The following is a 25,472-nucleotide window of genomic DNA, read 5'->3' on the forward strand; positions in this document are numbered from 1 at the left end:
GCGTCAGGCGGCCCGTGAGCGCGGATCGGCGGCGCAGGCCGCGGCACTGTCGTCGAACGCCTCGCACATTCGCATCGCGACCGTCAGATTGTCCGGCGTCAATGTCTCCGCGGTCGGGCCCCATTCGACCGGGCCGCGCGCCAAGAGCAGCGTTTCCGGGAAATTGTTGCGCACCATGTCGAGGTCGTGCAGCGCCGCCAGCACCGTGCGCCCCTCGGCGTTCCAGCGCTTCACCAGCGCCAAGAGATCGGCGGTGGTCTTGGCATCGATGGCGTTGAACGGCTCGTCGAGCACGATCAGGCGGGCATCCTGCAACAGCACGCGCGCAAACAGCATGCGCTGCATCTGGCCGCCGGACAGCGTGCCGATCGGGCGGTTCTCGAAGCCGTTGAGGCCGACGGCCGCGAGGGCCGCCCGGATCTTGTCGCGCGCGGCCTGGCCGATGCCGCCGAAGAAGCCGGTCGAGCGCCACAGCCCGGTGCCGACGAAATCGAACACCGAGATCGGAAACGTACGGTCGATGTCGGCGGATTGCGGCAGATAGGCGATGTCGCGGTGGTCGAGCCCGTCGAGATCGATCACGCCCGACAGCGGCTTCAGCACGCCGGCGATGCCGCGCAGCAGCGTCGACTTGCCGGCACCGTTCGGACCGATCACGGCGAGCAGCGCGCCCGCCTCGACCGCGCCGTTGAGATGATGCACGGCCGGGTGGCGGTCATAGCCGAGCGTGACGTCGCGGAAGGTGACAAGCGCGCTCATGGTCACCTCATCGCCAGCCAGACGACGCCCCACAGGCAGGCAGAGACCGCGAGCGCCGCGGCCAGCCGGGCGGGCACGGGCATGCGCAGGATCGACCATGGCGCCGCCTGGGCCGGATGCGCGTGCGGGCCGTGGCTGTGCCCGTGGGGATGGCCGTGGCCGTGATGCTGGTGGTCTTGGGTCTGCGTATGCGCCATGGCGAGACTGTTATATTATAACATAACGCGAGTCTACAAACGAGGAACTCATGGCCGATCCGCAAAATCGGGAGAGATTCGAGCTGCGCCGGCAGAGTGACGCCCTCGTCTACAGCTTTGTCCGCAAAACCCGCCCCGATGGAACCGCCGGCTACCAGCGCCAGGATGAGGACCTTTGGATCGAGCACCGGCCGGACTGGGGCTGGGTGGCTTGGGATCCGGCGAGCCAATCTTGCACCGGCCGCCCCTGGAGCGTGCTGCCGGGCGCCCAGGGCGATCACCCGCCGGAAGGCGACTGGGTGAGCCGGAAGGGGACGAAGTCGTATGTCTACAGCCTCGTCTATGCGGGTTAGGCGGACGCGGGCTCGCGCGCAGTTCTCTCCAGCGTCGTCCTGGCGAAAGCCAGGACCCATAACCACCGCATTCAGTGATGAACGGGCTCGCGGCCCCAGTGTCGCGCAACAATTGACAGTTGGGGTAATGGGTCCCGGCCTTCGCCGGGAAGACGATGAGGATGGCTCTCGATTCAAGGGAGAGACAGGAGCCAGTCTACTGGCACACCGGCGCGGTCAGTTTTGGGTCAGCTGGTCTTGCTGACCAATACGCCCGCTGACTGAGCTCCGCTTCGTTTATCGCGGGAGCACATACGTAGCTCGTCTTGCCAATGCACATGGGCGAGCCAATCGAGAAGATGAGGTTTTCGTAGATGCAATAATTGCCGATCCCGGATGGCAGATCGGTCGGCGGCGCTGTGGAGCCCCCGAAATAGGGCTGCGATGAACCGCCCGGCGCCCTGTCTTGCGCCTCGGCCGCATGAAGGGAAATCAAGAGCGTCAGACACGTGGCGATGCGGAGCATGATCCCTCCTGTCAAAGAATGCCGGCGAAGCGTCGGGCGACTTCCGGCGCGGGAAGCGCACTGGCGGCCGCGACGAAATCGCTAGCAGGCTCATATGACACTTGCTTTGCAAGTTGGTGCGCCCCGATCGCAAACAGGTTCAGGCAGCCGGCCCTGCTGACACCATGCTGTCAGCAGGACGGGCGTACGCCACCTTGCGCGGGTGCAGGCCCGGGCGGGGATTGGGAGGCAGCGCGGCATGCATGATCGTTCATCTGACGGCGCTCAAGAGCGATCGGCCCTGATCACGTTCGTTCTTGGCCTTGGCGCATTCCTGATCCTGTTCGATGTGACCGCGGTCGTGGTCGCCATGCCGGGCATTGCCGGGGATCTCAGGTTCGCCGTTGCTGGCTCCGCCTGGGTCATCGACGCCTACAGCCTCGCCCTCACCGGCGCGCTATTGGCATCAGGCGCGCTGGCGGATCGCTTCGGGCGGCGGCGCGCAATGCTGGCCGGGAACGTCGTGTTTCTGCTCGCGTCGATTGCCTGCGGCGCGGCGACGAGCGGTCCGTTGCTGCTCGCCGCACGCGTGCTGCAAGGTGTCGGCGCGGCCTTCCTGAGCACAGGCGCCATTGCACTGGTCGCCGGGGCATTCCCGCATCAGAGTCAGCGGGCGCGGGCCTTCGGCACCATCGGGACGATCTCGGGCGTTGCCATGGCGTTGGGCCCCACGCTGGGTGGCCTGCTCGCCGCGTGGTTCGGCTGGCGCTGGATCTTTTATGCCAACGTCCCGGTTTGCCTCACGCTAGCCCTCGCAGTGCCGCGGGTCGTTGCCGAGACGCATGAGCCGGACGGACGTCCGCTCGATCCTCCGGGTATCGTGCTGCTGACGTTGTCGCTGGGTCTCGCAATCGACGCGCTGTTAAGGCACGACGCCGCACTGGTCGTGAGAGCGGCTGGCCTGATCGCGAGCGCGACGGCAGCCTTCGCATTCGCCTGGCAGCAGTGGCGCAGTCCGCATCCGGTGCTCGACCCGCGCGTGTTCGCGACGGCGCCGATGATCGGGGTCGGTACATCGCTGACATCCATCCAGTTTGGTTACTGGGCGGTCCTGGTCTATCTGCCGCTGTTCCTGAGCGCCGGCCTGCATGTGAGCATGGAAGTGGCGGGGGTGGCACTGTTGGCGGCGACGCTGCCGATGCTGCTGGTGCCCTTGCTGGGCGGTCGCTTCGTCACCCGATGGGGCTGGCGGCTGTTCTTCATGGTGGCGCTTGGCATCATCGCATCAGGAGATGTGTTGCTCGTGGTGGCGGCGCTGTCCGCTGACGCTGCGATGCGCGGCGTCGCAACGGTCGCCGGCATGCTGACGATCGGCATTGGCGCTGCGCTGGCCAACCCGCAATTGGGAAGCGTCGCCCTGGCGCTGGCTCCGTCCGCGCAGGCCGGTATGACCTCCGCCATGACCATGATCGTCCGGCAGGCCGGCTTTGCCATCAGCATTGCCGCGCTGGGGGCGACGCTCGGGACAACGGATACGGCGCCGGCATTCGCGGCCCCGTTCATCCTCGCAGCGTTCGGGGCCATCGCCGGCGCGGTTACCGCGGCGGTCCTGTTTCCTGCAGCGGAGAGCGGAGCGTCGGTCAGCCGGACGGAGCAGCGGTAGGGCACCGTCTTTCGTCATTCCGGGGTAGCCCGAAGGGCTGAGCCCGGAATCCATTTCGCCACAAATGATGCGGCCCGATGGATTCCGGGCTCGCGCTTCGCACGCCCCGGAATGAGAAGGGAGAGATGTTCACGCCTCGCGCGCGTAGTTCTTCAATCTCGCCTCCAGCACCGCGATCACCTGGTCGCGGACCGGATCGCGGGAGCCTTTCAGCCAGGCGGCGGCGAGCGGCAGGCGGCCGGTGCTGCTGCCGCGCTTGAGCCTTAAGGGAACGAAACGCACGCCCGGGATCGCCATCCGCGCGGTCCAGCGCGGCACGATCGCAACGCCGAGCCGTGCTGCGACCATGTTGACGATGGTCTGCTTCTCGTCGGCGATCTCCTGGATGCGCGGCGTCAGTCCGGCCTCGTCGAACAGTTTTGTCGTGAGATCGTGGCTGTGCGGCCGCGAGCGGCGTTCCGGCACGATCAAGGGCTGATCGGCGATGTCGGGCAGCACGATCTGCTTGCGCCGCGCCAGCGCGTGCTTGTGCGACAGCGCCACCACGGCGGTCTCCTGCAGCAGCGGAAAAAATTCGATGCGCCGGTCTGGCCGCTCCGGCGGGCGCACGAAGGCAAGATCGAGCGCGCCCGACAACAGCTTCGGCAGCAGCCGGATGGTCTTCTCCTCGAGCAGCTGCACGGCAACCTCCGGATGGGCGGCACGGAGGTCGCGCAGCAGCGGCGGCAGCAGGCCGGCCGCGGCGCTGTCGATCGCCCCGATCCGGAAGCGCCGCGCCTGCGGTTTGCGCAGCCGGCGGCGAAAGCCGTTCTCGATTGCCTCGGCGCGGGCGAGCAGCGCGCGTCCCTCGCGCAGCAGCACAGAGCCGTCCTCGGTCAACGACACCGCGCGCGTGGTGCGCGCGAACAGCCGCAACCCGAGATCCTCCTCCAGCAGCTTGATGTGGCGGCCCAGCGCCGACGGCATCATCTGCAGGCGCTGCGCGGCACGGCCGAAATGCAGTTCCTCGGCAGCGGCCACGAAGCAGCGAAGCTGGTGCAGTTCCAAGACGTACTCCAATGCTAGCCGGCGTCATTGCGAGCCACCGGGTCGCGCGAACGCACGCCCGATGACAGGCTCCGAGAAGCAATCCATTGCCACCCCATATGCGGAAGGATGGATTGCTTCGTCGCTTCGCTCCTCGCAATGACGGGCGACGGCAGCGATTATATCATTTTTTTGTATAAACCGGTGCGGATTGAATCGGAAGGGCGCGCGCCTCTAGGCTTCCCAATGGCGCGGCAAAATGCGCCGTCCCAACAAACAAGACGAACCCCTGAGGAAGCCCATGGAAAGCGAGCTTGGCACGCGCGTGTTGCGCAAGATCTCACTGCGCATCGTGCCGTTCATCATGCTGCTGTACTTCGTGGCCTTCATCGACCGCGTCAATATCGGCTTCGCGTCGCTGACCATGAACAAGGACATCGGCCTGTCGCCGACGGTCTACGGCTTCGGCGCCGGTATCTTCTTCTGGGGCTACTTCCTGTTCGAGGTGCCCTCCAACATCATCCTGCACAAGATCGGCGCGCGGATCTGGATCGCGCGGGTGATGATCACCTGGGGCCTGGTCTCGGCGGCGATGGCGCTGGTGCAGGGCGCGACCAGCTTCTACGTGCTGCGTTTCCTGCTCGGCGCCGCGGAAGCCGGCTTCTTTCCCGGCATCATCCTCTACCTCTCCTACTGGTTCCCGGCGCGGCAGCGCGCCGCCGTCACCGCGCTGTTCATGGCTGCCGCGCCGCTCTCGACCGTGCTCGGCTCGCCGGTGTCGGGCGCGTTGCTGGAGATGGACGGCCTGTTCGGCTTCAAGGGCTGGCAATGGCTGTTCGTGCTGGAGGCCGTGCCCGCCGTGCTGCTCGGCTTCGTCGTGCTCGGCTTCCTGACCGACCGGCCGGAGCAGGCCCGATGGCTTGCGGATGACGAGCGCGCCTGGCTGGTCAAGACCATGAAGGCGGAGAACGACGGCAAGGCCGCGACCGCGAGCCACAGCATCTGGCGCGGCCTGGCCGACCCGCGCGTGCTGGCGCTGGCGCTGGTTTATTTCGGTACCTCGGCCGGGCTTTATACACTGGGCGTGTGGGCGCCGCAGATCATCAAGGCGTTCGGCCTGTCGTCTCTGCAGGTCGGCTTCCTCAACGCGGTGCCGGCAACCATCGCCGTGATCGCGATGATCCTGTGGGCGCGGCATTCCGACCGCACCGGCGAACGCACCTGGCACGTCGTGATCGCCTGCCTGATCGCAGCGGCAGGACTAGCGCTTGCCGGGCTATGGACCGGCCTTGCCGCCGTGATCGCGGCGCTGACCTTGGTCAATATCGGCATCTCCTCGTCGAAGCCGCCGCTGTGGAGCATGCCGACCATGTTCCTGTCGGGTTCGGCCGCCGCGGCAGGGATCGCCACCATCAACTCGATCGGCAATCTTGGCGGCTTCGTCGGCCCGGCGATGATCGGCTGGATCAAGGAACGCACCGGCAGTTTCGAAGGCGGCCTCTATTTCGTCGCCGGCTTGCTGGTGCTCTCGGCCGTGCTCACGCTGCTGCTTTCGCGCGCGCAGAGCGCGCCCGCGCAAACCGGACCTCAACCCAATCCCGTGCGAACCCGCTAACCACATATCGGAGAGAACCCATGCGTACCCATTCCATCGCCGCCATCCCCGCCGACGGCATCGGCCCCGAAGTGATCTCCGCGGGTGTCCGCGTGCTGGAGGCGCTGGCCAAGCGCAGCGGCGACCTCAGCTTCAACGTCAAGACCTTCGACTGGGGCTCGGACTACTACAAGAAGCACGGCGTGATGATGCCCGCCGACGGCCTCGCCGATCTGAGGAATTTCGACGCGATCTATTTCGGCGCGGTCGGCGCGCCCGACGTGCCCGATCACATCACGCTGTGGGGCCTTCGGCTGCCGATCTGCCAGGGCTTTGATCAGTACGCCAATGTGCGGCCGACCAAGATCCTGCCCGGCGTCGCCTCGCCGCTGCGCAATGTCGGCGTCGGCGATCTCGACTGGGTGATCGTGCGCGAGAATTCCGAAGGCGAGTATGCCGGCATGGGCGGCCGCGCGCACAAGGGCCTGCCGGAAGAAGTCGGCACGGAAGTAGCTGTCTTCACCCGGGTCGGCGTGACGCGGATCATGCGCTACGCGTTCCAGCTCGCGCAGTCGCGGCCGCGCAAATTCCTCACCGTGGTGACGAAGTCGAACGCGCAACGCCACGGTATGGTGATGTGGGACGAGATCGCCGCCGAGGTGGCGCTGGAGTTCCCTGATGTGACCTGGGACAAGATGCTGGTCGACGCCATGACTGTGCGGATGACGCTCAATCCGAAGAGCCTCGACACCATCGTCGCGACCAATCTGCACGCCGACATCCTGTCGGATCTCGCAGGCGCCCTGGCCGGCAGCCTCGGCGTGGCGCCGACCGGCAACATCGACCCGCAGCGCCGCTTCCCCTCGATGTTCGAGCCGATCCACGGCTCGGCCTTCGACATCACCGGCAAGGGCATCGCCAACCCGGTCGCGACCTTCTGGACCGGCGCGCAGATGCTGGAGCATCTCGGCGAAAAGGACGCCGCCGCGCGCCTGATGGCCGCGGTCGAGAAGGTGTGCGCAGCCGGCGTGCTGACACCCGACGTCGGCGGCAAGGCGACGACCAAGGAAGTGACCGACGCCGTGATCGACGCGATCCACGGATCGAATGTGTGAGGGGGCGTTAGCGAGCCGCATCACACAGTGAGGCGAGCACGCTGGTCGGGCTCCCTCCCCCCTTGCGGGGGAGGGTTGGGGAGAGGGGCGCACTTGCTCCGCTGATAATTAGTGACGAGGACTGCATACGATCCGGCGAGCAAGTTGACTGAACTTCGCTTACCTCTCGCATCGCTCCCGGGGCCACCCCTCGCCCCTCCCTCTCCCGCAAGGGGAGAGGGAGCCTGACCAAGGTGCCCACCTCACGAAGGCATCGCCGCGCCTGCTTCCAATACCGCAACCGGGGAACAAACCGTGCTACCCGATCTGACCAGACGACACTTCATGACCGTTGGAGGACTATCGATCATGGCCGCGATGACGGGGATACAGCCGGCAGGCGCCGCGACATGGCGCGACGAGATCCGCGCCGTCGCGTTCGACGTCCAGGGGACGTGCGTCGACTTCTATCAGCCGATCCTGCGTGCGGGGCAGGCCGTCAACGCCGCGAAGGGGCTTGCGCTCGACTGGGCCAAACTCTCGAGTGAGTGGCGCGATCTCTATCGTGCCGCGCTCGACGACGTGATCGGTGGCAAGCGCCCATGGATTCGGGTCGACCGCATCTATCGCGAGGCGCTGGATGTGCTGCTCAATCGCCACGGCCTCTCGGAGGCCTTTTCCAGCGACGAGCGCGACGAATTGAACACGGTGTGGAGCAAGCTCGATGCATGGCCCGACAGCGTCGAAGGCCTTGCACGCCTGCGCAGCCGGTTCGTGACCTCGACCTTGTCGAATGCCGGCATGGCTGCCGTGGTGGCGGTGGTCAAGCACGCCAAGCTGCCCTTCGACGCCGTGCTGACCGCGGAGCTTGCACGCAGCTACAAGCCGTCACCCGCGGTGTATCAGCTCGCCGTCGACTACCTCGGTTTTCCCGCCGACAAGATCCTGATGGTCGCCTGCCACAAATACGACCTGAAGGCGGCCCGCGCCTTCGGCATGCGCACTGCGTTCGTCGCCCGTCCGCTGGAGTTCGGGCCGGCGGCGAAGGTCGACGTCGCGCCGGAATCCTGGATCGACCTTCACGCGGACAGCCTTACGCAACTCGCCGACATGCTCGTGCCGGCGTGACGACGCGAGGGGCCATTTTCCGGATCATGCTCCAGGCGCACCCGCCTCCGCGCAATTGGTCAGCCGCGCGGGGACGCCGACGGCGGTGCAGCCGGCCGGCACGTCCGACGTCACCAGCGCGCCGGCGCCGACCTTGGCGAAGTCGCCGACAGTGAGATCTCCAATCAGCGTTGCGCCGGCGCTGAGCAACACGCCGCGGCCGATCCTCGGCGCGTGGCGCGGGTCATCCTGATGCCGCGCGATCGTGACGTTCTGCAGGATCGTGACCTCGTCGCCGACGGAAGCCAACGCGCCGATGATGATGCCGGTGCCGTGATCGAGGAAAACCGCCGTTCCGATCCGGGCCGACGGGTGAATGCTGATCTGTAACTGGTCCGCCGCCGCACTTTGCATCAACAGCGCAAGATCGGGGCGATCGTGGCGCCACAGCCAGTTCGCCACGCGCCAGGCTTGCAGCGCGACGTAGCCCTTGAAGTTGAGGAGCGGCGGCAGCAAGCCCGTGATCGCCGGGTCGCGGCGCACGATGGCAACCAGATCGGTGGCCGCAGCATCGACCAGCGCGGGCTCGGCCGCGAACGCCTCGCGGGCGGTCCGCATGAACTGCGCGCGATCGGCCTCGGCGCGGCTGACGCGCCGGCCGATCAGAAAGGCGAGCGCGCCGCCGAGATCGCCCTGATCGAGGATGAACGCAGCCGACGCCTCGAGAAAGCGATCGGCGACAACAGCAGCTTCCGCCTCGCGCCGGATCGCAAACCAGAGATCGTCGGGACTCGCCGTCGCAAATGCCGCCATGATCACCTCATCGCCCGCTCAGGACGATAGAGTGGGCATGACCACCGCACAATGCAAACCGCCCGCTTGCTTGTCGCAAACGGGCGGCTCGGGCCATCAGGTTCTATGGGGGCATATCGCCTGAAGGCTCAGTGCTTGCCTCGCGGGATCAGCTCTGCGGCGGCTGATCGTTCGGCGGGGTCGGACGGGTCTTGTGCTGCGCCATGAAGGCGTCGAACTCTTCCTTGTCCTTGGCGTGGCGCAGGCGATCGAGGAAGTTCTTGAACTCGACCTGCTCTTCCTCGAGCCGGCGCAGCGTGTCCTGGCGGTACTCGTCGAAGGCGCGGTTGCCGCTGGTGGGCGGGCCGAAGCCGCCGAACGGGAAGCCGCGGCGCTCCATGCGGCTCTTCATCCGCTCCATCTTGTCCTGCATGCGCTCCATCTTGTTCGACCAGCGATCCTGATCGTAGTGACTCCAACAGGCCATTTTTCTGCTCCCGAGTGTGAAAAAGAGAAGGGCGAGGCCGATCGGCCACCAGATCATGAAGCCGAGGATGATCCCGGCGATCTTCAGGGGATGCCACGGCGTCGCGTAGAAGTGCGGACGGTAGGGCTCTTCGACGGGGCCGCGCCAGCGATTGACATCTGCGGTGTAGGCCATTTCCTTCTCCATGACGGCAATCACGCCGTTGTGAATGTAAATAACATTTACATAGATAGCCGACCCCTTGGGAAAGTCAAGCAGAGCAGATGACGCACCCCTCGGATTATTTTTGACTTCGCCGTTGAACCTTATTTCGGCTTGCCCCACGGGCCGGATCTGTCGCCGGCCGGCTCTTCGTCGGCGGCCGCGGTTCCCGGCCTGCGATCGGTGAGGAAGCCAAGGCCGCGCAGATAGATCAGCACCTCGGCCTCGAGCAGATCCTCCGGCGACATCGGCAGCTTGCGCCGCGCGGCATCGCCGCGGCCGAACAGCGAGGCGACGCCGTGCGACATCGACCAGATATGCAGCGCCATCATCATCGCCGGCGGGCGCGGTGTGCCGGGCGGCGCCAGCGCCGCGAGTCGCTCGGCGGCGGCGCGGATGATCGCAAATGCCCGTTCGCTTGCCGCCATCAAGGTCGGATTGGAATCGACCGGCAGGCCGGATTCGAACATCGCGGAGTAGAATGCGGGCTCCTCGCGCGCAAAGGCGAGATAGGCCTTGCCGACCCGCTCGAACGCCGAGACGGTGTCGGGGCGACCGTCGTCCCAGGCCTGCGTCAAGAGCGCCTCGAACTGCTCGAAGCCGCGCTGCGCGATGCTGGCGATCAGTTCGTCACGGTCGCGGAAGTGGCGGTAGGGCGCGGCGGGGCTGACGCCGGCCATGCGCGCAGCATCCGCGAAGGTGAAGCCGGCCGGCCCCTTCTTCGAGATCAGGTCGAGCGCTGCCTGCAGCAACGCCTCTTTGAGATTGCCGTGATGATAGCCGCGCTCGGCGCGGCCTTGGTCCTTGCGCCAGCTCATGTGAACGGCTTTTACATGAGCCGGCGGTAAAGGTCACTAGCGGCCAGGCCGGCGGTTCATCAAGATTAACGGACCGGCTGGCCGAACGCCGTCGAGGACTGCCTCGCCAAGCCGTCAGGCGCATTGCGTGACTAGGCGGGGACGTAGGTCAACCTGATCGTGTTCTCGCCCAGCCGATCGCTTGCGACGAGGCGGAGCGGCGCGCGGCCGGCAAAGAACGGCTTGCCACGACCAAGCACGATCGGGCGGAGGTAGATTCGATACTCGTCAATCAGGCCGAGCCCGGTCAGGTTCCCCGCCAGCTCCGGTCCAGCGACTTCGATCTCGCCGTCGAGCCGGGCCTTCAGCCCGCGCACCGCCGCCGCGAGGTCCCGCTCGACGAGCGTCGCGTTGGGTCCGACCGACTTCAGCGAGCGCGACACGACCCACTTTGGCCGGCTCCGCCACGCTGCCGCATAGTCGCGCTCCTCCGCATCCCAGTCAGGAAGGTCTTCGTCCCAATAGCGCATCACCTCGTACATGCGGCGGCCGTACACCATGCCGGTCACGCCGCGCACCTGCTCGATGAAATGACGAAACAGCCCGGTGTCCGGCAGCATGGCCTGATGATCGACATAGCCGTCGAGCGATTGGTTCAATCCGAAGACGAGCTTCGCCATGGCGCGAGACCTCCACCCAATTTTTCAGATTTGCTTGGGCCGGCATGACCTGAGAGCGACGTCGGTCGGGCGGATCAATGCACGCAGCTTGTCGGTGGATCGAACAAGCAGACGTTCGTTCTCTGGAAGGGAGCCCTCTCCCGCGGGAAGCGGGAGAGGTACAGTGGGTTTGGCGCTCCAGCGCCCCGGGGACTATCGCCCTGGGGACTAGCGTCCCGGGGCACTAACGGCCCGGGATCGGCAGCACCGGCATGATCTCCACGGCCTCACCGGGGAAGATCGAAAAGTGCGGGTGGTTCTCGAACAGCTTTGCCGCCGCCTCATGCGAGGGCGCGCGCACCACGGTGAAGCCGGTCATCAGATTGGCGATGTCGGCGGTGCCGCCGGCTCCGACATGCTTGGTCTTGCCGAGCGGCCCGCCCATCTCGACGATCACGTCGTGGTGCTTCTCGACCCAGGCGCCCCATGCGGCCATGCCCTGCTGCTCCTTGGCACGGCGTTCGGCCTCCGGCAGCGCGTTCCAGGCTGCCATGCGCGAACCGGATTTGCCGCCGCCGAGATAGACGGCAAGGAAGGTGTTGCTGCTCATCGTGCTTCTCCGTTGTGGTGGTTTGACGATCGGTTGGTGATACGATGACGCTTTGGAGCGGCATCGCTTCTCGTTTGAGATCTAGCGCAGCGCCTTGCCCCAGCCGCCCTGCGGATGTTCGAAGGTCGCGGCCGCCTGCTGCACTTCCTCGGAGAAATCCGCCATCTCCTGCACCTGGCGGATCTCGATCATCTCGTTGGCGGAGGCCGGGCACTGCTTCGCCCATGCGATCGCTTCGGCGCGCGAGGCGACCTCGATCATCCAGAAGCCGCCGATCACTTCCTTGGCCTCGGTGAACGGACCGTCGATCACCACCGGCAGGCCGGTGTCGAACTTGACGCGCGCGCCTGAGGCCGGCGGATGCAGGCCTTCCAGCGTGATCAACACGCCGGCGTCCTTCAGCGCCTGATTGTATCGCATCATCGCGGCGACCCGTTCCGGGTCGAGCTCGAGCTTGGCCGGCGCGGACTCGTAGCCGAGTGGGATCATCAGCATCATGAAACGCATTGGTCGGACTTTCTTGCTAGTTGAATCACGTGGAGTTCTCATCCCCGTCATTTCAGGAATGCGCCGTCCGAATTGGAGTTCACCCGAATTCGGCGCTTAATATTTGTCCAAGTCGGCAACAGCCGACTTGGACGCGCAAGCCCGGAATGACGAAGTCATTACTTCCTTCCGGCCTGCGCACGCAGGCGCTCTCCCTGCTCGCGCAGCTCGGGCGTCAGCGCCTCGCCGAAATCCTCCGCGGCAAACACCTGGCGGATCTCGATCTCGGAGCCGCCGCCGAACGGCGCGCGCTTCATCCAGTCGATCGCTTCATCGAGCGAGGAGGTCTCGATCAGCCAGAAGCCGCAGACCAGATCGCCGGTCGGGCTGAACGGCCCGTGGCTCACGGTGCTCTGCCCGTCGGCATATTTGACGCGCGCACCCTTGTTGGTCGGATGCAGGCCCTCGCCGGCCTGCATCACGCCGGCCTTGACCATCTCCTCGTTGAACTTGCCCATCGCGGCAAGCAGCTCGGTGCTCGGCATCACACCGGCCTCGGTATCCTTGTTCGCCTTCACGATCACCATGAACTTCATCGTCCTGCTCCGTTGTCTCTGAGCCGATTACAGCACCGGCGCTCGATTAAACGACGATGCAGAGTTTGCGATTCCGACACGGCGTTTGAAATTATTCTCGAGGTCATTGACGCACGCTCCAGGCTAGTCATCGATCGCCTGATAGGCGAGCGTCCAGAAATCGGAGAACACCGCGGGCGGCTGCGGCGAATCCATCATGCGCTGGGTCAACAGGATTCCGGTCATCGTTTCGCGCGGGTCGGAATACCAGGAGGTGCCATAGCCGCCGTCCCAGCCGTAGCGGCCCGGCACATGACAGAGATCGTCGCGCACAGTGAACACCGACAGCCCGAGACCCCAGCCGCGCGAACCGAGCAAGAACTCGGAGCCAAGTTTCTGCTCTGGCGTGATCTGGTTCGACGTCATCAGCTCCACCGAGGGACGCGACAGGATGCGCTCGGTGCCGAGCCGCCCGCCGTTGAGCAGCATCTGCGCGAAGGCGTTGAAATCATCCGCGGTCGACACCAGACCGGCACCGCCGTTCTCGAACGCCGGCGGCGCCGCGTATCTGCCGGTCGCAGGTTCGTCGAACACTTTCAGCGTGCCGGTCGCAGGATCGCCGCCATAGCACGTCGCAAGCCGCGACAGCTTGTGCTGCGGCACGTGGAACGCCGTGTCGCTCATGCCGAGCGGTCCAAAGATCCGCTCCTGCAGGAAGTCCGCGAACGAGGTTCCGGCAACACGCGCGATCAGGACGCCGAGGATCAGGCTCCCCGCGTCGTAGAGCCAGCGTTCGCCGGGCTGATAGGCCAGCGGCAGCGTGCCGTAGCGGCGCAGCAATTCGTCCGGCGGAAACGACGGAAACACCGGCCCGGGCGCAAAGCCGGCATCCGCGATCGCCATCTGGATCGGATAGCGCGCCGGAAACACCGGGATCATGCCGAGCCCGAGACGGAAGGTCAGAAGGTCGCGCAGCGTGATCGCGCGCGTGGCCGGCACCGTGTCGTGGATCTCGGATTCGATAGTGCGCAACACACGGCGATCGGCGAGCTCGGGCAGCCAGCGATCGATGGGATCGTCGAGCTTGAGCCGGCATTCCTCGACCAGGATCATCGCGGCGACCGCCGTCACCGGCTTGGTCATCGAGGCGATGCGGAAGATGGTGTCGCGCTGCATCGCCGGCCCGTCCATCGCCATGCGTCCAAGCACATCGGCATGGATCTCGCCGCGGCGGCTGACCAGCGCCACGAGGCCTGGAACGTCGCCACCATCGACATGGCGTGCCAGCACCTCGCGCAGGCGTCCGAGCCGTGCCTGCGACAGGCCGCTGCTTTCACTTGCAATGGACATTTTCCAGGTTTCCTTCGCAGAATTCATGCTCGCCTGCGACGATCGCGCGAGCGATATCACCGAGGCTGCCTTATCGATCCTGCCTGACCAGTTCGCCGTCCTGATGCGACGCACCGAAATAGACGTCAATGCGCGACACCTTGTCGCCGTCGAACACGAAGAACTCGGTGTTGCGGAAGCTCTTGCCGTCCCGGGCAACGCAGCGATAGGTGACGTAGGCCTCAACGCCGTCGACCATGATGCGCTCGATCTCGTGGCGGCCGATCCAGCCAGAGTCGCGCCAGCACTCGGCGAAATAGCGCGGCTTGTCGATGTTCTCGCCATAGGGCGTCGAGAAGCGGAAATCCTCCGCGAACGCGGCCTCGACGCTCGCGCGGTCATTGGCGAGATAGGCGGCGAAGATCCCGCGGATGATCTCGGCCCTGTTGCCAGCTGCAGCCATGTCGTCTCCACACAGATGTCGCCCGGGCCCCTCGGCGCGACCGGCGCTCCAGAACCCGGACTTCAGGGAGATGACGAACGGGACGACGCGAAAACGACATCGCGCCGCATTTATTTTCGGAGTCCTGATCGGACCTCAGGTTCCCTTTTTCAGGTTTCCTTTTCAGTCTTCCTTGGGGAACATGCCGAAATAGGGCTCAGCTTCCTTGAGGACGCGCGCGAAGGACGGCCGCGCTATCAGCCGCTCGAGATAGGCCGCCAGATGCGGGTGGCCCTCCCCGATCGGCTCGACCTTGTTGCCGTAGAACAGCGCCGGCGCGGCGGCGCAGTCGGCCAGCGAGACCTGCTCACCCATCATCCAGCCGCCTTGCGCGAGCTGCTGGTCGAGGATCGCATAGGAGGTGCGGAGCTGCGCCCGCGCTTCGGCGACGCCACGCGGATCCTTGCTGTCCGCCGGACACAGCCGGTCGCCGACGATCTTCTGCAACGGCAGATGGACGTAGAGATCGAGGAAGCGATCGCGCAGCCGGGTCTGCAACGCAAGCTCCGGGTCGTCAGGAATCAACTTGACGGTGCCGGGATAGTGCCGGTCGAGATATTCGATAACGATGCTCGATTCAGGCACCGCCTCGCCGCGCGTTTCGTCGTGAAGGACAGGAAAGCGGCCGATCGGCGACAGCGCGAGCAGCGCCGCGCGTTCGGCGGGATCGCCGAGATTGACCATGTTCAGCGTGAACGGCGCGCCGTTCTCGTAAAGCGCGACCAGCGCCTTCCAGCAGAACGAGGACAGCGGGTGGTAATGCAGGGTCAGTGACATCAGAACTCCATCATGGGACCAGTACCCGGAGGACGAACCGGAGACCGCCCTGCCGACATCTCGTGCGGCAATTATTTTGATCGGCGCCGGGCGTCCAGAGGAGGCATCGACGCGACGCGCATTCCTCGAGCGCAGCGAATCGACGAGCAGGATCGATCGTTGAAGCCGTCAGCAATATCAGCCTTCGTAATGGGTCTATCAGCGTTGCTGAAGAGCACGCGTTGCGATCATCCGCATCAGACCAAAATTGTCATCGATTTTCGCCCGTAAGATTACGGTGAACATCGCATCACGACTATGGATGATAACGTGCAGATCAGAAAATTACTTCATAGATTGAGATAGATGCGCTCGCGCCGCATTGCATTATGCAGTCCGTGCCAAGCCGCAAGCTTTACCGATGCTAAACGGCTCGCTGCAACCTTTCCGTGAGTTGCCGCGATCTGGTTTTCCATCCCGTTTCATTTGACCCCTCACGGAGCCCTGATGTTCAATTTCAGCAACAAGGCAAACATCGACAGTGCGCTGGCGCAAGCCGCAGCGATCGGCAAATCGCAGGCGGTGATCGAGTTCAAGCTCGACGGCACCATCGTCACCGCCAACGAGAACTTCCTGAACGCGATGGGCTACTCGCTCGACGAGATCAGGGGCAAGCACCACAGCATGTTCGTCGAGCCGGCGTATCGCGACAGCCACGACTATCGCGCGTTCTGGGCGAGCCTCAACCGCGGCGAATTCCAGGCCGCGCAGTACAAGCGCATTGCCAAGGGCGGCCGCGAGGTCTGGATCCAGGCCTCCTACAATCCGATCCTGGACAAGAACGGCAAGCCGGTCGGCGTCATCAAGTTCGCCACCGACATCACCGGGCAGAAGATCCACAGCATGGAAGACGCCGGCAAGATCGCCGCGATCGGCCGCGCGCAGGCGGTGATCGAGTTCAACATGGACGGCACCATCGTCAATGCCAACGAGAACTTCCTCGGCGCGATGGGTTACTCGCTCGACGAGATCAGGGGCAAGCACCACAGCATGTTCATGCCGCCAGCCGACCGCGACAGCCCGGCCTATCGCGAATTCTGGGCACGGCTGAACCGCGGCGAGTTCGCGACCGGCGAGTTCAAGCGGCTCGCCAAGGGCGCCAAGGAGATCTGGATCCTCGCCAGCTACAATCCGATCCTCGACGACCGCGGCAAGCCGTTCAAGGTCGTCAAGTTCGCGACCGACGTCACACAGCAGAAGCTGAAGGCCGCCGACAATGACGGCCAGATCGACGCGATCGGCAAGTCGCAAGCCGTGATCGAGTTCAACATGGACGGCACCATCCGCAGCGCGAACCCGAACTTCCTCGCCGCGATGGGCTATCTGCTCGCCGAGATTCAGGGCAAGCATCACAGCATGTTCGTCGAGCCGGTCGAGGCGAGCTCGGCGGGCTACCGCGAGTTCTGGGGAGCGCTGAACCGCGGCGAGTTCCAGGCCGCCGAATACAAGCGCATCGCCAAGGGCGGCCGCGAGATCTGGATCCAGGCTTCCTACAACCCGATCCTCGATCTCAACGGCAAGCCCTACAAGGTGGTGAAATACGCCACCGACATCACCGCGCAGGCGATCGGCCGCAAGAAGGCCGACAGCGCGCGCGGCCTGATCGAGGCGGTCGCCGCCGGCAGCGAGGAGATGAGCGCCTCGATCCGCGAGATCTCCGAGACCATGACCAAGTCGAAGCAGAACGCCGCGGTCGCCACCGGCCGCGTCGAGGCTGCCGACGGGCAGGCGCAGAAGCTCAATGCAGCAGCTCAGGCGATGAGCGGCATCGTCGAGATGATCTCGAGCATCACCGGGCAGATCAACCTGCTCGCGCTCAACGCCACGATCGAATCCGCGCGTGCGGGCGAAGCCGGACGCGGCTTCGCGGTGGTGGCCTCCGAGGTGAAGAGCCTCGCCAACCAGGCCAAGCAGGCGACCGACACGATCTCCTCGGAGATCGATGCGCTGAACTCGATCGCCGCCGAAGTGGTCACCTCGCTGTCCGAGATCAAGGCGGCGATCGCCGGCGTCAACGAATACATCACCTCCACCGCCGCCGCGGTCGAGGAGCAGAGCATCGTGACGCAGGACATGTCGACCAATATGCAGCGCGCCTCCGCCGAGCTCGCGGCGTAGGTTGCGGTGCGATCCTCGAAGGATGGACAGCCCGGGCTGGGGGCCGTGCATCCTTCGAGACGCGCCTTCTCGGGTCAAATGAATGTAGTGCAGCCGCCGCACCCACGTCATTGCGAGCGAAGCGAAGCAATCGACCGAACTGCACGGGGAGAATGGATTGCTTCGTCGCTATCGCTCCTCGCAATGACGACAGAGCAAGCTTAGCGCCTCTCAGGTTGACATCACCGGACAAAGGTCGCAGACGGTCGGGACTTGCTGCCCGAAGCGATGGACCATCCGATGAATTCCACTTCCCCCAAAGTCGCACTCGTGACCGGCGCCGCGCGCGGCATCGGGCTTGCCGCAGCGAAGCGCTTTCTCGCCGACGGCTGGCGCGTCGCGCTGCTCGACATCGAGGGCGAATTGCTGCGCGCCGCGGTCGCGGCATTGAAGCAGCCCGACACGACGCTGGCGCTGACCTGCGACGTATCTGATGCCGCTGGTGTGGCAGCCGCGATCGCGGCGATCACGGGCCGCTTCGGCCGGCTCGACGCGCTGGTCAACAACGCTGGCATTGCCGTGTTCACGCCGGTGCTGGAGACTTCGGACGCCGACTGGAACCGGATCATGGCGGTCAATCTCACCGGCCCGTTCCTGTGCACCAAGGCGGCCGCGCCTGTGATGCGCGAGCATGGCGGCGGCGCGATCGTCAACATCACCTCGATCTCGGCGGTGCGCGCCTCGACGCTGCGCTCGGCCTACGGCACCAGCAAGGCCGGCCTCGCGCATCTCACCAAGCAGCTCGCGGTCGAGCTCGCCTCGCTCGGCATCCGCGTCAACGGCGTCGCGCCCGGGCCGGTCGAGACCGCGATGGCCAAGGCCGTGCACACGCCGGAGATCCGCGCCGACTACCACGACGCCATCCCGCTCAACCGCTACGGCCTGGAAGAGGAGCTGGCGGAAGCCATCTTCTTCCTGTGCTCGGATCGCGCCAGCTACATCACAGGCCAGATCCTCGCCGTCGACGGCGGCTTCGATGCCGCCGGCATCGGCCTGCCGACCCTGCGCGGCCAACGGCGGAATGGGTAGAAGCACCCGCCAATTCCATCACCGTCACCCCGAGGTGGCCGCTTCTTCAGCGGCCCTCGAAGGGTCGACGGCCCGGCTGGTGGCCGTGCATCCTTCGAGCCTCGCTCCGCTCGCACCTCCAGCGACAAAGGCGAAGCGTTTGCGCGGGGGGGGTGACGGGTAGAAAGCGGCGAGAAGGCCTACCGCCCATTCACCGCGACAACGCGCCAGGCGTCTGCCAGCCGATCGATCCGCGTCAGCGACAGCGGATCGATGACGAAGCGCAGCGCGTGCTCCGGCGTCAGCTCGAGCGCGATTGCGAGGATCGCGCGGATGGTGCCGGAGTGCACGACCAGCACGACGTCGCCGGCCGGCAGGCGCGCCAGCCCGGCCCGCGCCCGCGCGATCTGATCGGCAAAACTTTCGCCGCCGGGCGGCCGGTTGGTCGCCGGCGAATTCCAGAACGCGCGATAGGCCGCCGCGCCGAGCTCGGCCTCGATCTCGCTGTGGCGACGGCCGGTCCAGTCACCAAAATCCTGCTCGCGAAAGGCATCATCCGCCGTTGCCGTGAGGCCGAGCTTTGCTGCGGTCTCGCTGGTGCGCCGCGCCGGACTGCAGACCGCGAAAGCGTCAGCCGGCAGCATCGCCTGCAACGCTGCGAAGGCGGCGGCATCGCCGAGATCCGCGGGCGCATCCGGCGCATGGATCACGCCGCGCGGACCGTCGACCGGCGCGTGGCGGATCAGCCAGAGATGCGTTTCGCGGTCCATCGCTGCAGGAGCCCTTCCATTCTGACCAGGGCTTGTACTCATGGACAGTCGATACCTGCTTTATCGGGCAAGGCGGAAATGCGTTAACGTGCTCGGCACGAGCTGGTCACCCTCCATTATCACGAGACCTCAAGCCCGCTATCATCCGGCCATTTTTTGGACAAGACTGACGGGAGTGCTGGGGGCTGATCGACCCTAACGGATAACCGAGTCGGCACGCTTGGGTGACATTGGATTGAAAGGGAAGCGCCAGTGAACTCCACCCCCACCCCGAACCCAGTCGAATCGAACGATGGCCTGGCCACGCGCGCCGACGAAAGACTCGCAGAAACCCACAAGCAGATCACGCGCGCCAATGAAGAGCTCGCGCGTTTGAGTGAACAGCTTGCAAGAATGGAGCGCGATGCCGCGTCCCCAGCTCCGGCGCAACCTGCCCCGCCTTCGGTCGGACCCAGCCCTGCCGCTTCCGAGCCTGGCCCGACCTCTTCCGGACCTCGCTCGCGATCGCCGCGCCGAATGCCGGGGTTCCGTGCTCTCGCCGGCTTGTCGCTGGCAGCATGTATCGTTGTTGCTGCACTGGCTTTGCAGTCGTCGTATGGTAGAGGAGCCAAGCAGGTTGTCGCCCGTTGGGTACCTCAGCTCGTTTCAACTCCGTCATTGCCTTCGGATAATCCGCCGCTTGCGGCGCAGCCCGCTCCACCCACCGTTCAGGTCGCAGCGGCAGACGCCGCTCCGCCCCAAGCGACGCCCCCGCTACAGACCGCACCGCCGCAGGACGCCGCGCCGGCAGCCAATACAGCTCTTCCCGACCAGGCGCAGCTGCTGCAAACGATCGCCCGCAACCTCGAAAATGTGGAGCGAAGTATCGAGCAGCTCAAGGCGGACCAGCAACAGATGGCCCGCGCGAACTCCAAAGCCATTGAGGAACTCAAGGCGAGCCAGGAAGAAATGAAACGGACGCTAGCGAAGGTCTCCGAGCCGAAGCCGTTACCGCTTCCGACGCCGCCGGCTCCGGGTGTGCGCAAGCCCGAGCGGACGTCTCAGCCCCCGTATGCAAGAGCGCGGCCTCCAATCCCCAGGGAGTGGCTCTACGACGAATGGTGATGGTCGATGCAATGCTCATCGATGTCTTGTCCCGCAACAACGCCTCGATCGGCGCGGCTTCCAGTTCTGGCCCATAGCTGAATTTCGCGCCGGCTGTTGCATGGGATCGCATCATCTTCACGCGAACCAGTATCCGCTTCGCTCGAAACGCTCTAACCGAATCGCGCTGCGAGCAACACCAGGATCGCGGTCTCCGCAACCTGCTCTGCCCCGCCAAGCACGTCGCCGGTCTGGCCGCCGATCTGCCGCTTTGCCAGCAGCGCCATGATCAATGCGCTCGCGCCGGCCGCGATCGCCGCCAGCAGCGCGCTGCCGAAGGGCAGAGCGAGGAGTGCGATCGCCAGCGCGATGCCGGCTGCGACCACCGCAATCGTGCCATCGGGCCGGCCGGCATTGGCAGCGAGCCCATCCTTGCGCGCGTAAGGCAGGCTGATCGCGATCCACGGCAACACGCCGCGGCCGAGCGTATGCGCGGCGATCAGGCACTGCACCACCATGCCGTTGGGAAGTGCGGCCAGCGCCGCAAGCCTGGTGGCAAAGCTCACCACCAGCGCCAGCGCGCCATAGGTGCCGAGCCGGCTGTCGCGCATGATCTCGAGCTTGGCCGCTACATCGCGGCCGCCGCCGAACCCGTCGGCGACATCGGCGAGCCCGTCCTCATGCAGTGCGCCGGTCAACAGCGCGCCGCCGCCGAGCGCCAGCGCCGCAGCGGCAAGGTCCGGCACGCCGATCGTCCGCAGCAGCAGACAGAACAGGCCGATCGCGGCCCCGATGCCGGCCCCGACCAGAGGGAACAGCCGCTGCGCCCGGGCAAAGCCCTCCGGCCGCGCGCCGTCCGGATGGGGCATCGGCAGCCGGGTCAGAAAGGCGATGGCGGTCCTGAGATCGTCGAGCCATTGATTCATGGTCGCGGCCTTCGAATTGAACTATTTTGCGGCCCGCTCGACGAGGGAATCGCATGCAGTTCAGTACTCTAGACGACATCCGCAGCTTTTGTCGCGACCTGCCCGATGGCGACGCGGCGAGCGCCGCGGCCGCCACGCTGCGCCAGCAGAACCTGACCAAGCCGCCGGGCAGCCTCGGCCGGCTGGAAGAGGTCGCGGTCTGGCTCGCCCGCTGGCAGCGGCGCGAGATCCCCCGGCTCGACAAGATCACGATCGCCGTGTTCGCCGGCAATCACGGCATCGCCGAGCGCGGCGTCTCCGCCTTTCCCTCTGAAGTCACCGCGCAGATGGTGGCGAATTTCGCCGCAGGCGGTGCCGCGATCAACCAGATCGCCAAGCTTGCCGGGGCCGAGCTGCGCGTCGAGCCGATCGAGCTCGCACGTCCGACCCGCGATTTCACGATGGCGCCGGCGATGGATGGCGCCGATTTCCTCGTCGCCTTTGACACCGGCTGGCGCACGGTGCCGGAGCAATGCGATTTGCTTGTGGTCGGCGAGATGGGCATCGCCAACACTACCGTGGCCGCGACGCTTTGCGCGGCGCTGATGGGCGGACGCGGCGCGCGCTGGGCCGGCCGCGGCACCGGCGTCGACGATGCCGGCCTGCTGCGCAAGCGCACCGTGATCGATACCGCGCTGAAGCTGCATCGCAGCCTGCTCGACGATCCGCTCGCCGTCGCCGTCGCGCTCGGCGGCCGCGAGCTCGCGGCCATCGCGGGCGCCGTGCTGGCAGCGCGGGCAAGATCGATCCCGGTGCTGCTCGACGGCTTCGTCGCGACGTCGGCGGTGCTGCCGCTGGCGCGGCTTGCGCCTGATAGCCTCGCGCATTGCCGCGCCGGGCATGTCTCGGCCGAGCTCGGCCATCGCCAGCTGCTGCGCGAACTGCAGCTCGCGCCCCTGCTCGATCTCGAGATGCGGCTCGGCGAAGCCTCCGGCGCAGGGGTTGCGATCCTGCTGCTGCGCGCAGCGCTCGCCTGTCATGGCGGCATGGCGACCTTTGCCGAGGCCGGCGTCTCCGGCGCGGGCTGAGGCCTCGGAACGACCGCACAACGCCCAAGAAGGCGGTGCATATCGTCCATCCAGGTCGACAATCTTCGCGTGCGCAGCATGACCTATGCGCGTTGGAGGCCTAACCTTTGCCCCCGGTGAGGCGCCGCCGGCGCCTCGGCCAGCTGAACCAGAGACCGGGGAGAAATCGCGTCATGTCGGGAGTCCTCATCAATCTGATCATTCAAATCATCAGCGGAGCAGTCGGCGGCAATGTCGCCGCCGGAGCGGCCAAGAACATCGATCTCGGCACGCTCGGAAACACCATCGCAGGCGCCATCGGCGGCGGCGCCGGCGGACAGCTTCTGGGCATGCTGATTCCGCTGCTCGCCAATTCCGGCGCGACGCCTGACATCGGCAGCATCATCGGACAGGTCGCCGGCGGCGGCGTTGCCGGCGCGGTGCTCACGGCGATCGTGGGCGCGCTCAAGAACCGGGCAGCCTGAGCCCGCCTGTCATCGCGAAAGGGCATCGGTCTTGACGATGCCCCATTCCGGCGCGAGCCTTGCGGCTTCGGATGCGGCGGGACCTCGACCGCATCATCGGCAGGGATTGCGCTGATGAAAATGTTTGTCGCAGCGGCAGCCCTCTGCGCAACGATTGGCGGCGCACAAGCCGACGTCCGCATCCTCGCCAGCCCCGGCGGCCAGGTCGGTCCGTTCATCGAACTGTTCGACAAGGTGCGGGAGTCCGGCGAGCGCGTGGTGATCGACGGGCCGTGCCTGTCGGCCTGCACGCTGGTGCTCTCGATGGTGCCGGGCGACCGCATCTGCGTGACGCGGCGCGCCGTGCTCGGCTTCCACGCCGCGCGCTCGATCGACCGGCGCGGCCGGACCTATGCGGAGCCGGAAGCATCCGAGGCGGTGCTGGAGGCCTATCCGGCGCCGGTGCGCGGCTGGATCGTGCGCCGCGGCGGCCTGACCTCACGCCTGCTGCTGCTGCGCGGCCGCGAGCTCGCCGCGATCTATCCGCGGTGCAGGTGAAGCGTGCCTGACTGTGTCGCAGCCCAAATGAAGCGAAGCGCAATCCGGGGGTTCCTGTGCGGATTGGATGACCCCGGATTTCGCTGCGCTCCATCCGGGCTACGGCTCCTGTTCGCGATGCCGGTAGAGGCGATCTGCACAGCCGTCATTGCGAGGAGCGGTAGCGACGAAGCAATCCATATTGCCGCTTGTGGCGCGATGGATTGCTTCGCTCCGCTCGCAATGACGCCTACATCCCTTGCGGGCAGTTCACCATCCAGGGGATGCCGAACTGATCGACGCACATGCCGAAACCGTTGGAGAAGAAGGTCTTGCCGAACGGCATGGTGACCGTGCCGCCTTCGGACAGCGCCTTGAAGCGGCTCGCGGCCTCCGTGGGATCCTCGAACTGCAGCGAGACGTGAAACCCCTGCGGCTTCTGGAAGTGGCCGGGCGGGGCATCGGAGGCCATGATGATCTCGCCGTCGATCGAGACCCTGGCGTGCATGATCTTGTCCTTCCATCCGGGCGGCGTCTGCATCTCCGGATTGCCCTCGCCGTAGGGATAGGTTTCCTCGATCCGCGCACCGAGGACCTTCTGGTAGAAGTTCAGCGCGGCGCCGCAATTGCCGTCGTAGGAGAGATAGGGGTTGACCTGCATCACATGCTCCCTGGGTAGCTGGAGCCTCGTTCCGATCAAATCGGAACAAGGCTCCAGATTCTTGTTTAACGCGCTTTCTTCACGCGAACCGGAAACCACTTCGCTCGAAAAAGCTCGCTATTTTTCAGTCAGCTTCTTCAGATTGGCGAGACCGACCTCGAAATCCTTGCCGATCATGTGATCCAGGTTCATGAACACCTGCATCACCTTCGACATGAAGACGGCCGGACCATACATGGTCCATGTGACGCTGGTCGCATCTCCCTGCGGCAGCATTGTGAACTCGGCGGTGTTGTGGCCCTCGAACGGCTTGAGGAAGTCGAGCTTGATGACGATCTTCGACGGCGCGGACGATTGCAGGATCTCCATGCGGCCGGTGCCGACATTCTTGTTGCCGTCCCAGGCATAGACCGCCCCCTGCCCGCGCCCGGCGCCGTCATAGGTGCGCTTCATGGCCGGATCCCGGTTCTCGTAGGGCGACCAGACCGTCCACTGCCGGAAATCGTCGATCAATGGAAAGATCCGTTCCGCCGGCGCATTGATGCTGGTCGCACGCGTGACGCGGAATGTGCTCGGCTTGGTCGCCGCCAGGACGAGGACGACGGCAATCGCGACCGCGAGGATGACAGCGATGATGGCAATGGTCTCGAACATGATGGGCTCCAGGTAGATGAATGAAGAGGATAGCTCAGCGGCGGAACGGAAGCAGCGCGCGCAGATTGCCGTCGCGCAGATAGAGCCCGCCCCACACCATCAGGCCGAGATAGAGCCCGAACAGCGTGTGGCTGAACAGCGGGCTGCCGATCCGCACATGGGACGCGATCGCACCGCCGAGATAGCCGGTGAGCAGGATAGCGCCGAGGATCGAAGTCGGCGGCACCGAGTACAGCAGCGTGCAGACGATGGTGATGATGCCGAGGCTGCGCGCCAGCGTGTCGCTCGCACCAAAGCCCATCTTGTCCATGGTCTCGGTGACGACAGGCAATGGCAACAGCTTGATCGCGCCATCGAACAGCAGGAAAAGGATTACCACGCCGCTCATGACGCGGCCGGTGATGCGGGCGGGCTTTGAGACTTCGGTGTCGACGATCGTCGGCATGGCGGGCTCCGTAACGCTTGGTGATGCTCTGCCTTCATGACGAACGACAGGATGACGGGCCGACAAGGACGGTGAAGATTTTTCGGAAGCTTGATGCGATGGGTCTAAACCGTGACCGCAGCGGGACTGCGCCCCCTCTCCCGCTTGCGGGGGGGGCTGGGGTGGGGGGTCTCACCGCGAGTCGCATTGC

The 25,472-nt window shown here is 65.6% G+C and carries 30 protein-coding genes; 11 read left to right on the forward strand and 19 right to left on the reverse strand.

The window, feature by feature from the left end; translation table 11 throughout:
- Positions 1–3: 3 nt before the first annotated feature.
- Together ACVIGB_RS25175 and ACVIGB_RS25180 are read right to left on the reverse strand one after the other, a co-directional pair.
- A complete protein-coding gene (locus ACVIGB_RS25175; RefSeq protein ID WP_456720616.1) occupies positions 4–759 on the reverse strand; it encodes a metal ABC transporter ATP-binding protein in 756 nt (251 codons plus the stop codon).
- Positions 760–761: 2 nt separating this feature from the next.
- A complete protein-coding gene (locus ACVIGB_RS25180; protein ID WP_092123727.1) occupies positions 762–956 on the reverse strand; it encodes a hypothetical protein in 195 nt (64 codons plus the stop codon).
- Positions 957–1,006: 50 nt separating this feature from the next.
- On the opposite strand from ACVIGB_RS25180, the gene ACVIGB_RS25185 reads away from it, so the two are divergent.
- Positions 1,007–1,309: a hypothetical protein gene (locus ACVIGB_RS25185; protein WP_456720615.1), complete on the forward strand. Its 303-nt coding sequence runs from the start codon at positions 1,007–1,009 to the stop codon at positions 1,307–1,309.
- 196 nt (positions 1,310–1,505) lie between these two features.
- Here the strand turns inward: ACVIGB_RS25185 and ACVIGB_RS25190 are convergent, their stop codons facing one another.
- Positions 1,506–1,814, reverse strand: a complete 309-nt coding sequence (locus ACVIGB_RS25190; RefSeq protein WP_456657794.1) for a hypothetical protein — start codon at positions 1,812–1,814, stop codon at positions 1,506–1,508.
- 238 nt (positions 1,815–2,052) lie between these two features.
- Here ACVIGB_RS25190 and ACVIGB_RS25195 point away from each other — a divergent pair, with 238 nt between their 5' ends.
- Positions 2,053–3,456 carry an MFS transporter gene (locus ACVIGB_RS25195; RefSeq protein WP_456720614.1) on the forward strand — a complete coding sequence of 468 codons (1,404 nt, stop codon included), beginning with the start codon at positions 2,053–2,055 and terminating at the stop codon, positions 3,454–3,456.
- Between the two features lie 129 nt (positions 3,457–3,585).
- Here ACVIGB_RS25195 and ACVIGB_RS25200 read toward each other — a convergent pair whose 3' ends face one another.
- Complete coding sequence (locus tag ACVIGB_RS25200) at positions 3,586–4,503, reverse strand: LysR family transcriptional regulator (protein ID WP_456720613.1); 918 nt, start codon at positions 4,501–4,503, stop codon at positions 3,586–3,588.
- Positions 4,504–4,783: 280 nt separating this feature from the next.
- Here ACVIGB_RS25200 and ACVIGB_RS25205 point away from each other — a divergent pair, with 280 nt between their 5' ends.
- The 3 genes from ACVIGB_RS25205 (at position 4,784) to ACVIGB_RS25215 (ending at position 8,298) form a co-directional block, all read left to right on the forward strand.
- Entirely contained in the window at positions 4,784–6,097 is a 1,314-nt protein-coding gene (locus ACVIGB_RS25205) for an MFS transporter (protein ID WP_456720612.1), read from the forward strand.
- A 20-nt stretch (positions 6,098–6,117) separates the two neighbouring features.
- Positions 6,118–7,191, forward strand: a complete 1,074-nt coding sequence (locus ACVIGB_RS25210; protein ID WP_456720611.1) for a tartrate dehydrogenase — start codon at positions 6,118–6,120, stop codon at positions 7,189–7,191.
- 348 nt (positions 7,192–7,539) lie between these two features.
- Positions 7,540–8,298, forward strand: a complete 759-nt coding sequence (locus ACVIGB_RS25215; protein ID WP_456720610.1) for a haloacid dehalogenase type II — start codon at positions 7,540–7,542, stop codon at positions 8,296–8,298.
- Positions 8,299–8,322: 24 nt separating this feature from the next.
- Here the strand turns inward: ACVIGB_RS25215 and ACVIGB_RS25220 are convergent, their stop codons facing one another.
- From ACVIGB_RS25220 to ACVIGB_RS25265, 10 genes are all read right to left on the reverse strand, one after another.
- On the reverse strand, positions 8,323–9,090 hold the full coding sequence (locus ACVIGB_RS25220; protein ID WP_456720609.1) for a serine O-acetyltransferase: 768 nt from the start codon (positions 9,088–9,090) through the stop codon (positions 8,323–8,325).
- A gap of 148 nt (positions 9,091–9,238) precedes the next feature.
- Entirely contained in the window at positions 9,239–9,730 is a 492-nt protein-coding gene (locus ACVIGB_RS25225; protein ID WP_092126683.1) for a DUF2852 domain-containing protein, read from the reverse strand.
- A gap of 131 nt (positions 9,731–9,861) precedes the next feature.
- The gene (locus tag ACVIGB_RS25230; protein WP_092123717.1) at positions 9,862–10,575 is read right to left on the reverse strand and encodes a TetR/AcrR family transcriptional regulator; all 714 of its coding nucleotides are present in this window, start codon (positions 10,573–10,575) and stop codon (positions 9,862–9,864) included.
- 131 nt (positions 10,576–10,706) lie between these two features.
- Positions 10,707–11,234: a dihydrofolate reductase family protein gene (locus ACVIGB_RS25235; RefSeq protein ID WP_456720608.1), complete on the reverse strand. Its 528-nt coding sequence runs from the start codon at positions 11,232–11,234 to the stop codon at positions 10,707–10,709.
- 223 nt (positions 11,235–11,457) lie between these two features.
- The gene (locus tag ACVIGB_RS25240; protein ID WP_092123713.1) at positions 11,458–11,823 is read right to left on the reverse strand and encodes a YciI family protein; all 366 of its coding nucleotides are present in this window, start codon (positions 11,821–11,823) and stop codon (positions 11,458–11,460) included.
- A gap of 81 nt (positions 11,824–11,904) precedes the next feature.
- Positions 11,905–12,330, reverse strand: a complete 426-nt coding sequence (locus tag ACVIGB_RS25245; protein WP_207833036.1) for a YciI family protein — start codon at positions 12,328–12,330, stop codon at positions 11,905–11,907.
- Between the two features lie 158 nt (positions 12,331–12,488).
- Complete coding sequence (locus ACVIGB_RS25250; protein WP_456720607.1) at positions 12,489–12,905, reverse strand: YciI family protein; 417 nt, start codon at positions 12,903–12,905, stop codon at positions 12,489–12,491.
- Positions 12,906–13,028: 123 nt separating this feature from the next.
- Positions 13,029–14,234, reverse strand: coding sequence for a serine hydrolase domain-containing protein (locus tag ACVIGB_RS25255; RefSeq protein WP_456720606.1), 1,206 nt, complete (start codon positions 14,232–14,234; stop codon positions 13,029–13,031).
- A gap of 70 nt (positions 14,235–14,304) precedes the next feature.
- Positions 14,305–14,676, reverse strand: a complete 372-nt coding sequence (locus tag ACVIGB_RS25260; RefSeq protein ID WP_456720605.1) for a nuclear transport factor 2 family protein — start codon at positions 14,674–14,676, stop codon at positions 14,305–14,307.
- Between the two features lie 162 nt (positions 14,677–14,838).
- A complete protein-coding gene (locus tag ACVIGB_RS25265) occupies positions 14,839–15,492 on the reverse strand; it encodes a glutathione S-transferase family protein (RefSeq protein WP_456720604.1) in 654 nt (217 codons plus the stop codon).
- A gap of 486 nt (positions 15,493–15,978) precedes the next feature.
- On the opposite strand from ACVIGB_RS25265, the gene ACVIGB_RS25270 reads away from it, so the two are divergent.
- A complete protein-coding gene (locus ACVIGB_RS25270) occupies positions 15,979–17,649 on the forward strand; it encodes a methyl-accepting chemotaxis protein (RefSeq protein WP_456720603.1) in 1,671 nt (556 codons plus the stop codon).
- Positions 17,650–17,928: 279 nt separating this feature from the next.
- Positions 17,929–18,717, forward strand: a complete 789-nt coding sequence (locus ACVIGB_RS25275) for an SDR family NAD(P)-dependent oxidoreductase (protein ID WP_092126679.1) — start codon at positions 17,929–17,931, stop codon at positions 18,715–18,717.
- A gap of 179 nt (positions 18,718–18,896) precedes the next feature.
- Here the strand turns inward: ACVIGB_RS25275 and ACVIGB_RS25280 are convergent, their stop codons facing one another.
- Positions 18,897–19,466 carry a histidine phosphatase family protein gene (locus tag ACVIGB_RS25280; protein WP_456720602.1) on the reverse strand — a complete coding sequence of 190 codons (570 nt, stop codon included), beginning with the start codon at positions 19,464–19,466 and terminating at the stop codon, positions 18,897–18,899.
- Between the two features lie 252 nt (positions 19,467–19,718).
- On the opposite strand from ACVIGB_RS25280, the gene ACVIGB_RS25285 reads away from it, so the two are divergent.
- Positions 19,719–20,570 (forward strand): hypothetical protein, encoded by an 852-nt coding sequence (locus ACVIGB_RS25285; RefSeq protein ID WP_456720601.1) that lies wholly within the window; start codon positions 19,719–19,721, stop codon positions 20,568–20,570.
- Positions 20,571–20,722: 152 nt separating this feature from the next.
- Here ACVIGB_RS25285 and cobS read toward each other — a convergent pair whose 3' ends face one another.
- Positions 20,723–21,475 carry an adenosylcobinamide-GDP ribazoletransferase gene (cobS, locus tag ACVIGB_RS25290; RefSeq protein ID WP_456720600.1) on the reverse strand — a complete coding sequence of 251 codons (753 nt, stop codon included), beginning with the start codon at positions 21,473–21,475 and terminating at the stop codon, positions 20,723–20,725.
- A gap of 53 nt (positions 21,476–21,528) precedes the next feature.
- Between cobS and cobT the strand changes: the two genes are divergently transcribed.
- The 3 genes from cobT (at position 21,529) to ACVIGB_RS25305 (ending at position 23,543) form a co-directional block, all read left to right on the forward strand.
- Complete coding sequence (cobT, locus tag ACVIGB_RS25295) at positions 21,529–22,542, forward strand: nicotinate-nucleotide--dimethylbenzimidazole phosphoribosyltransferase (protein WP_456720599.1); 1,014 nt, start codon at positions 21,529–21,531, stop codon at positions 22,540–22,542.
- A gap of 173 nt (positions 22,543–22,715) precedes the next feature.
- Positions 22,716–23,006: a hypothetical protein gene (locus ACVIGB_RS25300; RefSeq protein ID WP_097676695.1), complete on the forward strand. Its 291-nt coding sequence runs from the start codon at positions 22,716–22,718 to the stop codon at positions 23,004–23,006.
- 114 nt (positions 23,007–23,120) lie between these two features.
- Positions 23,121–23,543 carry a hypothetical protein gene (locus ACVIGB_RS25305; protein ID WP_456720598.1) on the forward strand — a complete coding sequence of 141 codons (423 nt, stop codon included), beginning with the start codon at positions 23,121–23,123 and terminating at the stop codon, positions 23,541–23,543.
- A gap of 229 nt (positions 23,544–23,772) precedes the next feature.
- On the opposite strand, the gene ACVIGB_RS25310 is transcribed toward ACVIGB_RS25305, so the two are convergent.
- From ACVIGB_RS25310 to ACVIGB_RS25320, 3 genes are all read right to left on the reverse strand, one after another.
- Positions 23,773–24,183 (reverse strand): VOC family protein, encoded by a 411-nt coding sequence (locus ACVIGB_RS25310; RefSeq protein ID WP_456720597.1) that lies wholly within the window; start codon positions 24,181–24,183, stop codon positions 23,773–23,775.
- A gap of 117 nt (positions 24,184–24,300) precedes the next feature.
- Entirely contained in the window at positions 24,301–24,837 is a 537-nt protein-coding gene (locus ACVIGB_RS25315; protein WP_456720596.1) for an SRPBCC family protein, read from the reverse strand.
- Positions 24,838–24,871: 34 nt separating this feature from the next.
- Positions 24,872–25,282, reverse strand: coding sequence for a DoxX family protein (locus tag ACVIGB_RS25320; protein WP_176533584.1), 411 nt, complete (start codon positions 25,280–25,282; stop codon positions 24,872–24,874).
- Positions 25,283–25,472: the final 190 nt, after the last annotated feature.

Source organism: Bradyrhizobium sp. USDA 4341 (assembly GCF_054063755.1).